Origin of the sequence: Brevibacterium sediminis (assembly GCF_024895295.1) — a bacterium.
Lineage (GTDB): Bacteria > Actinomycetota > Actinomycetes > Actinomycetales > Brevibacteriaceae > Brevibacterium > Brevibacterium sediminis.
Genome location: NZ_JAHQRN010000003.1, coordinates 353,544 through 367,851, shown reverse-complemented (window position 1 = coordinate 367,851; position 14,308 = coordinate 353,544). Strand labels below are relative to the sequence as shown.

At 65.4% G+C, this 14,308-nt stretch carries 9 protein-coding genes and 1 tRNA gene; 3 read left to right on the top strand and 7 right to left on the bottom strand.

Annotated elements, in window-relative coordinates:
- Positions 1 to 61 precede the first annotated feature (61 nt).
- On the top strand, positions 62 to 523 hold the full coding sequence (gene mscL / locus KTJ89_RS08970) for a large conductance mechanosensitive channel protein MscL (RefSeq protein ID WP_062862383.1): 462 nt from the start codon (positions 62 to 64) through the stop codon (positions 521 to 523).
- A gap of 511 nt (positions 524 to 1,034) precedes the next feature.
- On the opposite strand, the gene KTJ89_RS08965 is transcribed toward mscL, so the two are convergent.
- Positions 1,035 to 6,002, bottom strand: a complete 4,968-nt coding sequence (locus KTJ89_RS08965; protein ID WP_259357433.1) for a PDDEXK-like endonuclease domain-containing protein — start codon at positions 6,000 to 6,002, stop codon at positions 1,035 to 1,037.
- Between the two features lie 107 nt (positions 6,003 to 6,109).
- Between KTJ89_RS08965 and KTJ89_RS08960 the strand changes: the two genes are divergently transcribed.
- Positions 6,110 to 6,185 (top strand) — tRNA-Arg (locus KTJ89_RS08960).
- 152 nt (positions 6,186 to 6,337) lie between these two features.
- On the opposite strand, the gene KTJ89_RS08955 is transcribed toward KTJ89_RS08960, so the two are convergent.
- From KTJ89_RS08955 to pdxH, 6 genes are all read right to left on the bottom strand, one after another.
- Positions 6,338 to 7,402 carry a universal stress protein gene (locus KTJ89_RS08955; RefSeq protein ID WP_139468173.1) on the bottom strand — a complete coding sequence of 355 codons (1,065 nt, stop codon included), beginning with the start codon at positions 7,400 to 7,402 and terminating at the stop codon, positions 6,338 to 6,340.
- 167 nt (positions 7,403 to 7,569) lie between these two features.
- Positions 7,570 to 8,070 carry an HNH endonuclease gene (locus KTJ89_RS08950; RefSeq protein WP_139468172.1) on the bottom strand — a complete coding sequence of 167 codons (501 nt, stop codon included), beginning with the start codon at positions 8,068 to 8,070 and terminating at the stop codon, positions 7,570 to 7,572.
- A 415-nt stretch (positions 8,071 to 8,485) separates the two neighbouring features.
- The gene (locus tag KTJ89_RS08945) at positions 8,486 to 9,304 is read right to left on the bottom strand and encodes a C40 family peptidase (protein ID WP_259357432.1); all 819 of its coding nucleotides are present in this window, start codon (positions 9,302 to 9,304) and stop codon (positions 8,486 to 8,488) included.
- Positions 9,305 to 9,761: 457 nt separating this feature from the next.
- Positions 9,762 to 10,448: an iron-dependent transcriptional repressor DtxR gene (locus KTJ89_RS08940; protein ID WP_139908932.1), complete on the bottom strand. Its 687-nt coding sequence runs from the start codon at positions 10,446 to 10,448 to the stop codon at positions 9,762 to 9,764.
- Positions 10,449 to 10,711: 263 nt separating this feature from the next.
- Positions 10,712 to 12,181: an aldehyde dehydrogenase family protein gene (locus KTJ89_RS08935; protein WP_259357431.1), complete on the bottom strand. Its 1,470-nt coding sequence runs from the start codon at positions 12,179 to 12,181 to the stop codon at positions 10,712 to 10,714.
- A gap of 42 nt (positions 12,182 to 12,223) precedes the next feature.
- Positions 12,224 to 12,895 (bottom strand): pyridoxamine 5'-phosphate oxidase, encoded by a 672-nt coding sequence (pdxH, locus tag KTJ89_RS08930; RefSeq protein WP_259357430.1) that lies wholly within the window; start codon positions 12,893 to 12,895, stop codon positions 12,224 to 12,226.
- A 194-nt stretch (positions 12,896 to 13,089) separates the two neighbouring features.
- Between pdxH and serC the strand changes: the two genes are divergently transcribed.
- On the top strand, positions 13,090 to 14,271 hold the full coding sequence (serC, locus tag KTJ89_RS08925; protein WP_259357429.1) for a phosphoserine transaminase: 1,182 nt from the start codon (positions 13,090 to 13,092) through the stop codon (positions 14,269 to 14,271).
- The last annotated feature ends 37 nt before the right edge of the window (positions 14,272 to 14,308 follow it).

Below are 14,308 nucleotides of genomic sequence, written 5' to 3'. Positions count from 1 at the left end.
AACGTAATTGAGCTATTCGATAACAGCATTTCAGTGAACACACACCGAGAGGGTTTCTCTAATGCTTAAGGGATTCAGAGACTTCATTCTCCAGGGGAATGTCGTCGAACTCGCAACAGCGGTCATCATCGGCGGCGCTTTCACCGCCATCGTCACCGCCTTCTCCGACAAGATCATCAACCCGCTCATCGCCGCTGTCGGTGGTGCTGAGGGACCGGCCCTGCAGATCCCGCTCAAGGAAGGCGTGCCCGAGGCCACCCTTGATATCGGTGCGGTCATCACTGCGGCCATCAACTTCCTCATCGTGGCCGCCATCGTCTACTTCATCATCATCGTGCCGATGAACAAGCTCAACGAGCTGCGCAAGCGCGGAGCTCCCGAAGAAGAAGTTCCTCCGACCACCGAGGATCTGCTCGGCGACATCCGCGAGATCCTGCGCAACCAGGTTGCCTCGCCTGCCGGACCCGCCGAAGGTCCCGCCACCGACGGTCCGATCGATCCGAACCAGCCTCCGCGGCACTGATCACCAGCCGATCGCAAAGAAGGCCCGCTCGCATCCGAGAGCGGGCCTTCTTCATGTCTGAAACCTCTCCAGCCCGCTTGAAACCTATCGGCCCGTCTGAAACCTATCGGGCTATCTGAGACCGATCGGGCGCTATTGACCGACCGTAAAGGGCGGGGAGATGCCCGGTCAGATCGAAGCCACCAGACGGATCAGGAGCTATGACCAGTGCGGGGGCTTCTGCGAACGGTAGTAGTCCTCGCTGAAGCCGCCGCCACCGGAGTCGGCTTCATTGCGCAGAGTCGCTCGATATCGACGCTTCGCCGCTTCGACCCGGGCCCTCCGAGACTCATCAGTTTCGGCCTCGCCGTCGCCATGTGATGGCTGTACCGGCTCAGCGCCGGACTCGCCGCCGCCGTGCAGTGGCTCGTCCAGTGCAGTGTTCGACCCGCTGACGCTGGGATCAACCGTTTCTCGGTCGCTGCCGCCAGCCTCTCGGTCGCAATCAGCATCCTCGCTGCCGGCGGGCCGGTCAGGCATCGTCGTTCTTCGACCCCGACTTCGCCGAGGCGGTCCCGTCCGTCCCGGATTCAGCCGACTCCGACTCCCCCGACTCCGCCTCGGCCGAATCCGACCCGCCAAAGTCAGCGGCGGTCGAATCCTCGTCGGCCGAATCCGAGTCTGCGGACTCGGCCCCAGCCGCGCTGGCGGCCCCAGCGTCGTGCGTGGCAGTTGCCTCCGCGGACGAACCTGCACCGTCGTCCCCGGCGCGGTCGGACCCCGCATCAACCGAATCAGCGTGGGCGAGCTCGTCGGCCGCCTCGGGGACCTGGTCATTGCTTGCGGTCTGCACGAGGCCGGCGGAGCGGAGCTCATCGGCACGGATCTTACCGGTGTCGAAGGTCGGCAGGATGTCGTCTTCGACGGGTCCAGTCGAGTTCGACCGTGGGATGAACACCTCAGCGCCCGTGACTTTCTTCGCCTGCGCATGGCGTTCGCGGTAGCGGTCCACGGCGGCCTGCAGCTGGGAATCGCCGCGGCTCGAGTTGCCCTTCTGCGCCAGCGCGGTGCGCAGCAGGTCCTTGATCTCACCGTCGCCGCGCACGACCGCATCCGACTGGATCCAGTCGATCATCTGATCGAGGCCTTCGGCGGAGTACTTGTGCATCGGCAGACCGGGCACGAGCTTCGGTCGGCTGCCGGTGCGGCCGACGACCACCGAGGCGGCACGCGCCGCATTGAGAACGGCCTGCGGGCTCATCGTCTCCACGGTGGCACGCCAGGTCTCGAAGATCTTCTCGGTCTCGGTCTGCGGGTCGACGAACGCATCGGTCGACCACACGCGCATGAACTTCCAGCCTCGGCGGCTCAGCTGTTCGGGCAGCACCCGGTCCCGCTGGCGCAGGCTGCGCATCGACGCGTATTCGGGTCCGTCACCGGCGACGGCGATGATCATTCCGTGCTCGTCCTCGGTGGAGTTCGCCACGGCCAGGTCGATGCCGTTGTAGTGTTCGTGAGCGACGACGCCGAGCTGCAGCAGCCGGTCGGCGATGTCATTGAACAGCGGATCGTAGATCTCGCCGTGCGGTCCGGGCTGGTGGACGCCGCCGGTCGCGACCTCCTCGAGCAGCTGCGGGAGCATGACCGCTCCACCGTTGAGTTTGCTGCGGTCGAAGTCCTCGGCCTCGATGCTCGAGACCAGGGTCAGCCGCTTCCTGGCCCGCGTCATCGTGGCCGCGAGGATGCGACGACCATCCGGCCCGGACAGCGGACCGAAGTCGTGGATGACGCGACCGTGGACGGTGCGGCCATAGCCGAGGGTGAAGATCACGGCATCGCGCGACATGCCCTGGACGCGTTCGGCGTCGGTGACGACGAATGGTTCCTTCGAAGAATCGTTGAAGAACGCCGCCACATACGGCAGATCCTTCATCGCCCGCGAGATCGCCGTAGCCACTCGCTGCGCATGATGCGGGGTGAGCGCGACGACGGCCAATGACTCCCGCGACCGATTCCGCGCGTGCTTGAGCACCAGATCGACGACGCGTTTGACCTCGGCGTCGGGGCTCTCGACCCGACCGGTCCCGATGTCCGTGGGGCCCCTGCCGTCGGCGACATAGGAGAATTCGAGGCCGCTGCCCTCACCGGTATGCGCGGTCGGCAGCGTCGAAATCGTCGAATCGTAGAAGTGCCGGTTGGCCAGGTCGATGAGCCCGACCGGGGATAAGCGGTAGGAGTTCGACAGTCGCATCCGCGGCAGGAACTCGCCGAGGCGGTCCTGCACCGAGCGGGGATGTTTCCCGTCGTCCATGCCGAAGCGATCGACCGCGATCGAGAACGGGCGCGGTCCGAGCAGGCGGGAGTCTCCGAGGGAGATGACCTGACGGGCTCGGGTGATTCCGGGAACGACATCGGCGACCGAGAGCCGTCCGGCATCGGCGATGACGACCGCATCGAAGAGAGGCAGAGCGGAGAAGAGTTCGGGCACCGTGTACGGGCTGCCCATCCACACCGGGGCCAGAGTCGTCAGCAGTTCGGGTGCCTGCGTGGAGATCCGCTTCGTCGAAGTGTGCTTCGACAGCAGCTCCTGTTTGATGACTCCGGCGGCGATCGGGTCGGATTCGATTCCGCGCTTCCATGCCTGCGCATGGTTGTAGCGCAGTCGGGAGGCACCGGCAGCGACGAAGGCGCGGTCGTTCTCGCGGAAGCCTTCGGCCACCTGGTGGAGAGCGGCACCGTCGTGGCGACCGATCGCAGGATCTTCACCGGCCATGGTCTGCAGTACGGAGGCCCAATATGCGAGGTCGAACTCGGGGCCGACGAGTGACTCGTCGACCTTGCGCCTGCGCAGATCGGCCATGAGATCGCCGAGGCCCTCGCCGTCGAGTTCACGCTGCAGGCGGGACCGTTCGGGCAGATCGGCGAGGTTCTCCGAATCGCTGCCCATCGCTTCGGCACGTGCCTGAAGTTCCTCGATGAGCATCGATCCGAGGTCCCCGCCGTCCGGCGTCGTCTCGAGGATCGGGGCGAGCTTGGCCATATCGGCTTCCACGCTCTGGAGGATCTCGTCGGCTTCGAGGACGCCGCGCGGGATCTGCGGGCGGCCGTCATGTCCGGCGAGGTCCGAAAGGATGACCCGCTGGGCGCGGACGTCGATGAGTGCCTCGTGGAGGTCAGGCACCTCGGCGCCGGGCCGGAGGAACTCCGCGGCCGATTTCTTCAGTCGACGGCGCTGCATCATGCCAATCTCGACGCCGACATCGGCCCGGTATTCGGGTGTGCCGGTGGCGGCGATGAGGTCATCGAGGCGGTGGTCGTAGATGTCGGGTGCGAAGTTGTCGAGCGTCTTGCGCACGCGCAGGAGCACGCGGACGGCGCGGGACCAGTCGTCGACATTGCGGCGCGGATTGAGTTTCGCCTTCTGCAGCACCGGTTCGGTGGCAGCGACGAGGTCGGGGATCATCCGACCGATGCGTTCGGCCACGGTGCGTGCGGCTTCGGCTTCTTCGACGGATTTGAGATCGGCTCCGAACCAGACGGTGTCTTCGACATCGAGGGTGAAAGCACCCAGTCCGGCGAGTTCACCGAGTTTGCCGCGCAGGATGTTCCGGCGGTCGTCGCTGGCGCCGAGGATATCGTCATCGAAGCGCACCGGTGTCTGCGGGGAGTCATCACCGGAGGTCAGTTCGGCGAGGTGCTGCATGGTTTCGTAGACGGAGACGTCCCACGGCTTGCGCCTGCGGTGCAGGGAGGAGACGTGGTCGGCCAGGGTCGCCCGCTGTTCGTTGAGTTCGGTCAGCAGGTGGGACAGGTCCGGGCGTTCGGACTTCTCTGCCGAGGCGATGAGACCGATGAGCTGTTTGCGGATGTCTTCCGAACCAGCGCGGGTGTCGACCGCGAAGTCGGAGAGTCCGACCTCGCCGAGGCGAGCAGAGAAATCGTCGAGCGCATCGGAGGTCTGCGCGAGGAAGAGGACGCTCTTGCCGGTGTGTGCCAGTGTGGTGGCCACGGCGACGGCAACCTGGGTGGCACCGGTTCCGGGCGGGGTGTCGACGACGACGGAGTGACCGGACACGGCAGCGTCGACGACGGCCTGCTGGTCACCGTCGACGTCGATGACGAGGAATTCCTCCTGCGGCTTCCGGTCGGGAAGAGGGGTGATCGGCTCCTGAAGCGCAGCGGGTACGACGTCTTCACCGTCGGCTTCAGCCGCGGGTGCTGTCTTCTCAGACTTGGTCGCCGATACAGCTTCGGCATCGGTCGACGTCTTCTCGTCGTCGGTGGTCGTGTCGACGGCGGACTCGGCGGCAGTGACCGGCTCTGCGGCATCGAGTGGTTCGTCGGTGATCGGCACGGTCGGCTGACCGTAGTCCTCATCGGCATCGGCATCCGCTGCATCAGCGGCACCGGCAGCTGCCTCGGACGAAGCATTCTCGGCCGCAGGCTTCTCGTACGCAGCTTTCTCACCGGTCTTCTCGCCGCTGGTTGCCGACTCAACAGCAGACTCAGCAGCATCCTCGGCGGGGTCGCCTTCTGCCGTTTCCGCAGTCTTGGTCTCAGCTCCTGACTTCGCTGCGTCCGCGGAGGTCGCTTCAGGCGCCGACTTCTCGCCGCCTGCGGGTTCGGTGTCCTTGTCTGCGGACTCGGCGGCACCGGCGACGCCGGCGACTCTCTTCGCTTCGGCTCGCTTCTGCTCGGCTTCGGCCTTCTCGGCGGCGGCGATCTTCTCGTCCGGGAGCACGCCCGGCTGCGGCACATACGAGGGCCCGCCGAGGGAGGCACGCACGTCCTCGTCACCGGCCAGCGCCCGCAGAACGGGATGCTGGGTAGGCAGGTAGTCGGTAGAGAACGGGTTTGCGATGTTCGCGAACGTCGAGATGATCAGGCGGTGGTTGATCCGCAGACCGGGCACGTTCTGCCCCAGATCGCGCAGGCGGTCGAGAGCCGGGCCCGGGTCGAAGCCGTGCGGTCCGCCGGTCGCGTCGACCCATTCGTCGACGGGCACGTCGAGGTCGTATTCCTCGCGCAGATGCTGGACGAGAGCGGGGTTGATCGTGATCTCGTTGTCGAGCACGATCTCGTAGTCCTCGACTCGGGACCCACGAGGCACCAGCGTGATGTGGCGCATGACGACGGGGGCGTTGAACTTGAACTTCGCGTCCTTCTCCGTCCACGAAGCGAATCCGAGCGCCAGGTGGGCGGTGCGGATGCCGCGTTCGTTATCGAGCTGCTCTGCCTTCGACCGGATGGATTTCGCACGCCGACGCGCGTCCGTGAGGATGTCGTGGTCGCGGATGAGGCTGGAGAGTCGGGTGGCGCGACCGGCCAGCAGCTGTGCCAGGCCGGAGGGGTGAGCGCCGGAGAGGTCGATGCTTCCGTCACGGGAGTCCCGGAAATGAAGCATGGTGTCGCGACCGCCCAGATGGGCAGCCTGCTTCTTCCACTCGGCGAAGACATCTCCGAGTTCTGGGAACTGTTCGTCTCTAACGGAATCCGACACAATTCGACCCTAACGAGAAACTGTCCATAATAGGTGCTGGCACACCGTGGAACAGTGAGGTTTCTTCTACGCTACACTGGGTGATCGTGGTTGAGGACGACCACCTGGCCCCCGTAGCTCAGGGGATAGAGCACCGCTCTCCTAAAGCGGGTGTCGGCAGTTCGAATCTGCCCGGGGGCGCCAGAACCACCTGTCCGAGCAAGATCCACTTGCCGATGTCGCCCAGACCCACCATCGCCGAGGCGGCCGATCGTATCGATCGGCCGCCTCGGTGATCGTCTTCCGGCCTGAATGATCCGCTCCTCGTGATCGGGATTCACGGACTCAGGCGGGGTCTAGAGGCCAGGCTCTGCCGGGGCCTCGTTGCTCTTGCGGCGACCGTGATCGCGGGCGACGCGGACGACCATCGTCGGGCACTGCGAGTACGGCAGCACCGACTGCGAGGTCGAACCGAGCAGGAGGCCGGCGAATCCGCCGCGGCCACGCGAGCCGATGACGAGCACTTCGGCCGTGTCAGAGGCTCGGACGAGCACCTCGGCGGGCTGGCCGTCGAAGAGCGTCCACGTGACGTCGAGATCAGGGAACTCTTCGGCCAGCCGCTGTTTGGCGACGACGAGTTTGTCCGCGCCCTCGTTGACGAGGCGTTCGAGGTCGGCGGTGCTCGGCAGCCACTCGGGACCGATGACCGTTGTGGTGATCACGGCGACGATGTGCAGCGGTGAGCCACGGCGCACAGCCAATCGGGCCGCCTTCCACAGCGCCGGGGATTCGGCGCCGAGGGAGTCGACGCCGACGACGACCTTCCCGTCGAAGCGCAGACCTTCGATCGACTCGGCATTGGGGTCGTGGGTTTCGACCTCGACGCCGTCCTGTCGGATCGGCCGCGACGAGGTCGGGTGCGCGGGGCGCTCGGCCTGGTTGTCCCAGCAGGAGGGGACGACGACTGTCGGGCATGCGGAGTGCGCCGGCAGAGCGCTCGAGACCGTGCCGAGGAGACGACCGGCGAAGCCGCCGCGCCCGCGGGAGCCGACGACGGTGAGGCAGCCGGTCTTCGATTCGTCGATGAGCACACCGGCGGCGTCTCCGATCTCGATGACCGCCTCGACGGGAACACCGGCGGCCTTCACCTCGGCGGCGGCCTCCTTGAGCGTGTTCGTCACGGCCGCACGGATCGAGCTGTCGTCGATGGGCACATAGGACACGTCGATGGCGGCCGCGGCCACGCTCGGGATCGTGTAGGCGCCGACGAGGCGGATCGGACGGTCCAGGGAGCGTGCCTCTTGGATCGCCCAGGCCAGGGCATTGCGGCTCGGCGGCGAACCGTCGATTCCGACGATGACGGCTTCGGGCTCACCGGCCGGGGCCGGGTCGGGGTTCTGTGGGCGATCCTGCTCACTCATCGCAAGCTCCTTGGGTCGAAGCGAACTTCTGTTTCGTCCACCCTAGAGCACATTGACGGTGAGAACTTCACCTATGTCACATCGTTATCCGAATTGCGCCAACATATGGACAACACGGTCCCCTATCTGGGACGATGGCCCGTTTTCAGGCGGCGCTGGAGCTGTTGTCAAGCAGCGCTGGAGTATTCGAGGAATGGTCGCCACTTCTCGACGGGCTTGTCGATCCCACGCATCCACAGCTGACCCAGGCGGGGCTCCTGCGGCAGGAAGCTGAGCTTCCAGCCGATCTCACTGAGAGTGCGATTGCCCTTGCGATTGTTGCATTCGCGGCAGCACGCGACGAGATTCTCCCAGGTGTTCGCTCCTCCGCGAGACCGTGGGACGACGTGGTCGACGGTGTACGCCGGTTTCGAGCAATAGGCGCAGCGGTGGCCGTCCCGACGCAGGACTCCGCGACGGGAGAGCGAGACGCGGCGGTTGCTCGGCGGGCGCACATAGCGGGTGAGCAGGATGACGGAGGGCTGATCGAGACTCATGTGCTCGGATCTCACCGGAATGTCCTCTGCGGCCAGAACTGTCGCCTTTCCGGTCAGCACGAGCACCACGGCTCGTGTGAACGGAACGATCGACAGCGGTTCATAACCGGCGTTCAGCACGAGAGTCTTCATATCTCGCCCCTCATCTTCTTCTCTATCGGGCCGAAACCGGCTGCCCCGGCCCCAGGGAACACAAAAGGCGCCGTGCTCATGGGCACGACGCCTGGGAAAGAGGGCACGGAGACAGATATGTACTCCGCACCAGAGACTGGAGCGGCTATTCGAATTATTCGACTATGCCCCATCCGCTTTCCTTCGCATCAGCGGTTGACACCACTTGGTGTCCACCATTTATGGAACTCAATCTTCTCCAGAGTAACGCCGCGCGCGCCCGTGACCCAATTCATACGGCTAGCGTCACGGAAACTTCGGTTTCCGTTCACCGAATCTGGTAGGTGCGATATGCGCCCGAAGTTTCCGGGCATACGAAAGCTCCCCGTGCGACTCGAGGACCGTCGAGTCTCACGGGGAGCAATCGGAAAGAAGATCAGAGAACGCGGATGAAAGTGACGTTGCCCATCCAGCTGTAGCTGCGCTTCGAGGTTCCCGAGCTCGGCGAACCGGCATCGTACATCTGTCCGCCACCGGCGTAGATGCCGACGTGGCCGGGGTGCCAGATGAGGTCACCGGGCTTGGCTTCGGACTGCGAGACGATCTGGCCTGCACCCTTCTGTGCACCGGAGGTGCGGGGCAGGTTCACGCCGACGTGGCTGTAGACCCACGAGGTATAGCCGGAGCAGTCCCAGCCGTTCTGGCTGGTTCCGCCCATGACGTAGGGGGTTCCGACGCCCTTCTGGGCCCAGGCGAGGACCTGCTCGGCCTTGGATCCGTCGATGGATCCCGAGTCCTTGGAGTCGGACTCGCCCGAATCGGACGATCCGCTGTTGGCGGTGTCGTCGGAGGTTCCGGCGGATTCGTCGGAGGAGGGAGTGGAGGTTTCGACCGGCTTGGGCTTCGGCTTGGGCTTCGGAGCAGCTTCAGCGGTGATGGCCTTGCTCTCGACACCGAAGGAATCGGACTTCTTGTCGTCCTTCTTGTCCTTCGAGTCGTCGCCGATGGTGACGGTCTGGTTCTCGAAATCGACCTTCTGGGTGGTCTCGGCTTCTGCGGAGACCTTGCTCTGGTCGTCGGCTCCCTGACCGGCGGCCGGCATCACTGCGGCGGTCAGCAGACCACCGCTGGCAGCGACAACTGCTGCGCGACGGCCGAAGACGCCTGAGTTGGCGTTCAGAAGTTCAGTGAGTTCGGTCAGTGGAGTCTTGACCTTGGCATCGGCGGCGCGGCGGCCATGCTGCTTAGTTGCCACGTTTTCCCTCTCGCACCTATTGGCTTTCCGGGCCAACCGCCGCTCTTGGTCCTTGGTATCCCACAGCGAGCGCGGCGTTCGGTTCTCGCTGTGCAGTCGTCATTGCGTGAACGACCTCCACAACTGTAACCAATCGGTGACTGATTGTCACGTTTTTGTCACAACCACCGGAGGAAAACCGTGATGTTTTCCATAAAAACGCAGGTCAGAGGCCCTAAACGGCGTAAAATATTCGTAACATTTTCTCGTTATACGACGTGACCCAGGGGTGGAAAATCCACTCCCTGGGTCAGAGATCACAGTCATTTGTAACGAATCGGGGTTCGGGCACCCGCTCTTTCGTTACCGTTGCTCGGTCTCGTCGTTATCGAGACACAGCGCTGCCGTCACCGAAACGCCCTCTCGTCCCGTTACCGAGACTCAGTCTCGCCGCTATCGGCGGAGGCCTCTGGGCGTCTCAGCTTCGGTAGGCGAAGACGTGCGAGGCGGTCTCGACCGGCAGGTCGAGTACGTCCTGCGCGCCGGGCACCTGCACGGTGATGTATTCGCCGTTGCGAGAGATTTCGACGTCGCTGCCCGGCAGGACGCCGGCGACCTGGAACTGCTGAAGCAGATGGATATCGACCTGCAGGGGTTCGGCCAGCCAAGCGATCGTCAGCTTCTTCGCACCGTCCCGGCCGACTGCCGTGGCGAGGTCGATGACGTCGGTGGTCTTCGAGGCCTCGCCGCCGATGACGTCGAGTCCGGGGATCGGGTTGCCGTAGGGCCCGGTGGAGGTCTCCGAGAGCAGCGTCACGAGCTTGCGCTCGACCTGCTCGCTCATCACGTGCTCCCAGCGGCAGGCCTCGTCGTGGACGAGTTCCCATTCGAGTCCGACGACATCGGAGAGGAGACGCTCGGCCAGGCGGTGCTTGCGCATGACGTCGGTGGCGATCCGTCGGCCCTCCGGAGTGAGCTCGAGATGGCGGTCGTTGCCGACGTGGAGCAGTCCGTCGCGCTCCATCCGCGCCACGGTCTGTGACACGGTGGGGCCGGAATGGTCCAGGCGCTCGGCGATGCGGGCACGCAAAGGCACGATCGACTGTTCTTCGAGCTCGATGATCGATTTGAGGTACATCTCGGTTGTATCAATGAGGTCGTTCACTTCTGACCAGCCACTCCACTCTTCGTCTTCAGGTCGTTTCGACCGTTTCAGGCGTTGTCACCATTTCGGGTCGTTCCGACCCTGCCCCGCCCCGCACAGGCGAACCCGTTCGCGGCCGTTGCGATCTGCCCCAATCCTATCGTGCGTTCAGCAATTCCCGTGATTCGAGGATTCGCCCCGTCCCGGAGGCGACCTCGGTCAGCGCCTGACGGCTCGACCGGGGTCTGCATCTGCCCGCTCGGGAAGAATTCGCACCGCCCGGCTCAGCCCGCGTTCGTGTAGGTCGTCTTGTGCACTGTGAAGAACTCGCGTGCCGCCCGAGCCTGTTCGCGGGGACCATAGCTCGACCCTTTCCGTCCGCCGAAGGACACGTGATAATCCACTCCTGCAGTCGGAGCATTGACCATGACCATCCCGGCATCGGCGTAACGCTTGAAGTGGGTCGAATATTTCAGGGAGGTCGTGAAGATGCCCGCGGACAGTCCGAACTCGGTGTCGTTGGCCACGGCCAGCGCTTCGTCGTAGTCGGCGACCTCGATCACCGAGGCGACCGGACCGAAGACCTCTTCGACGTTGATCGTGTCGCCCGGCTTCGTGCCCGTGACGAGTGCGGGCGCGAGGAAGTACCCCTCCGTGTCCGAATCGATGAGCTCACCGCCGGTGACCTCCCCGCCTTCGGCTCGGGCCTTGGCGATGCAATCGAGGTCCTGGTCGAGCTGGGTCTTGGAGACCACGGGTCCGATGGCGACGCCCTCGGCTCGGGCGTCTCCGACGGTCAGCGCCGCCATCTTCTCCTTGAGCAGCGCGACGAATTCGTCGTGGACACCGGAGGTGACGATGAGGCGGGAGGACGCGGTGCAGCGCTGGCCGGTGGAGAAGAAGGCTCCGTTGATCGCGGCCTCGGCGGCCGCTTCGAGGTCGGCGTCGCCGAGCACGACGAGCGGATTCTTCCCGCCCATTTCGCACTGCACTCTGATCTGGTGGGCCGCAGCCGATGCGATGACGGACCGTCCGACGGCGACGGATCCGGTGAAGGTCACGGCGTCGACCTTCGCCGAGGTGGTCAGTGCGTCCCCAACCACGGAGCCCGGCCCCATGACGAGGTTGAGGACCCCATCGGGCAGTCCCGCCTCGGCGAGGATATCGACCAGTGCGTACGCACTGGCGGGGACGAGCTCGGCAGGTTTGAATACGATCGTGTTGCCGAAGGCCAGAGCCGGGGCGATCTTCCAGGCCGGGATGGCGATCGGGAAGTTCCACGGGGTGATGATGCCGATGACGCCGATGGGCTCGTGCGTCATCTCGGCAATGAGTCCGGGGCGGACCGAGTCCACGACCTCACCGGTGTTGCGGATGGTCTCGCCGGCGAAGAACTTGAAGATCTGGGAAGCGCGCAGCACCTCGCCCTTGGCTTCGGCGAGCTGTTTGCCCTCTTCCCGGGCGAGCAGATCGCCGAGTTCATCGGCGCGTTCGGCGATGAGGCTGCCGGCCTTGTCGAGGATCGCGAATCGCTGCTGTGAGCCGAGGTCCGCCCAGGCGGGGGCGGCAGCGCGGGCGGCAGCGATCGCCGAGGCGACCGTGGCGGCATCCGCGCGGGCGTACCGGCCGATCACATCGGACGGGTCGGACGGGTTCGTATTCGTCGACCGGTCGTCGCTGGGCACCCGTGCGCCGCCGATGAGGTTATCGAAGACGGCGTCGGGTCCGTACTGGGTGGCTGATGTCTCGGCCATGGATACTCCTTTGTATGTATAGGGCTTGTGTGCAGGCAGGCCTCAGGGGTAGAGGCGGACGACCTCCCAGGCCGAGGCGTCGTCGAGGTCGGCCGTTTCGTGACTGCCGTCGGCGCGGCGGAAGACCCACCGGTCGTGGAACCGATTCTGCTGGCCCTGCCAGAATTCGATCTCGAAGACGCGCACGCGGAATCCGCCCCAATGATCGGGCCGCGGCACATCCTGACCCTCGAGCTCGGCCGTCGCTGCATTGTATTCGGCCTGCATCTGCTCGCGGCCCGTCACCGGCTGGGACTGCTTGGACACGGTCGCCCCGATCTGCGATCCACGGGGGCGCACGGCGAAGTACGCGTCCGAGTCCTCGGGGGCGGCCACCTCGGCGAGGCCGCGGATGCGGACCTGCCGTTCCATGTCCTGCCACGGGAAGTTCACGGCGATGCGGGGGTCGGCCTGCAGCTGCCGGCCCTTCGCGGAGTCGTAGTCGGTGAAGAACAGGAGTCCGCGCTCGTCGAGGCCTTTGAGCAGGACGATGCGCGAGCTCGGGCCCCACTCGTCGAGAGTCGAGACGGTCATCGCATTCGGTTCGCGGACATGGTCGGCCGCCTCGTCGTACCAGTGACGCAGCAGGTCCAAGGGTGCGGTGTCCGGGTGTTCGAAGACGGCTGAGTCATAGGACTTCCGGGTCTGCGGGAGGCGATCGACGGGCTCACTCATGTCTTCACTCTACGACGCGGCACGGACACGAGTCAGCCGGGTCCCGCCTTAGTGGGGCGGTCAGGCCCCGCCTCGGTGGGGCGGTCAGGTCCCGCCTCGATGGGGCGGCCGAGGCGGGGAATGTCGAGTCGGCACGTCCGTCACATGACGGACCGGTCCCGGGCGCCGGGCGGGCCCGCCGTAGAATGTCGAGCGTGACTGCGACGAATATTGAGATCCCGAAGAACCTCCTGCCCGCCGACGGACGCTTCGGGTCCGGCCCGGCCCGCATCCGCCCCGCCCAGATCGAGGCGCTGACCTCGGCCGCGACCGAGGTGCTCGGCACCAGCCACCGCCAGGCGCCGGTGAAGAACCTCGTCGGCCGCATCCGCTCCGGACTGGCCGAGCTGTTCAGCCTGCCCGAGGGCTACGAAGTGGTGCTCGGCAACGGCGGGTCCACCGTGTTCTGGGACATCGCGGCCTTCGGCCTCGTCCGCGAACGGGCCGCCCACGCGACCTTCGGCGAGTTCGGACAGAAGTTCGCGAAGGCCACCGACACCGCTCCGCACCTGAAGTCGTCCCTCGTCCTGGGCGCCGAACCTGGCACCGCTGCGATCCCGACACCGGAGGCCCTGGCTGCCGCTGGTCTCGTGGACTCCCCCGCCGAGGCGGCCACCGGCGAGAACGCCGCCGACGTCTTCGCCTGGCCCCACAATGAGACCTCGACCGGTGTGGCCACCCGGATCGCACGTCCGACCGGGATCGCCGAGGATGCCCTCGTCGTCATCGATGCCACCTCCGGCGCCGGCGGGCTCGATGTCGACATCGCCGAGACCGACGTCTACTACTTCGCCCCGCAGAAGAACATGGGCTCCGAAGGCGGACTGTGGGTTGCGATCATGTCGCCGCGCGCGATCGCCCGCGCGCAGGAGATCAAGGACTCCGGACGCTGGATCCCGACCTCGCTCGACCTGGTCACCGCGATCGAGAACTCGGCCAAGGACCAGACCTACAACACCCCGGCTGTGGCGACCCTGCTGCTGCTCGCCGAACAGATCGAATGGATCAACGGCAACGGCGGTCTGTCCTGGGCGGCCGAACGGACCGCTGAGTCTTCCGGGCTCGTCTACGACTGGGCGGAATCCGCCGAGGCGGCCCACCCCTATGTTGCAGACGCTGCGGATCGTTCGTCGGTCGTGGCCACCGTCGATTTCGATGATTCGGTGAATGCTGCTGCTGTGGCCAAGGTTCTGCGGGCCAATGGCGTCGTCGACGTGGAGCCCTACCGCAAGCTCGGCCGCAATCAGCTGCGCATCGCGACCTTCGTCTCCGTTGACCCCGACGACGTGCGAGCACTGCTTAGCTGCATCGACTACGTCGTCGACGCCCTAAAATAACGAGCAGCGCGCCGTCCGCTCCTCCACGTAATGCCAG

Excerpts from the sequence above, each read along its gene's own strand:
- mscL (WP_062862383.1), top strand. The coding sequence starts at position 62 with ATGCTTAAGGGATTCAGAGACTTCATTCTCCAGGGGAATGTCGTCGAA.
- KTJ89_RS08955 (WP_139468173.1), bottom strand. The coding sequence starts at position 7,402 with ATGAGTGAGCAGGATCGCCCACAGAACCCCGACCCGGCCCCGGCCGGT.
- KTJ89_RS08950 (WP_139468172.1), bottom strand. The coding sequence starts at position 8,070 with ATGAAGACTCTCGTGCTGAACGCCGGTTATGAACCGCTGTCGATCGTT.
- KTJ89_RS08935 (WP_259357431.1), bottom strand. The coding sequence starts at position 12,181 with ATGGCCGAGACATCAGCCACCCAGTACGGACCCGACGCCGTCTTCGAT.
- pdxH (WP_259357430.1), bottom strand. The coding sequence starts at position 12,895 with ATGAGTGAGCCCGTCGATCGCCTCCCGCAGACCCGGAAGTCCTATGAC.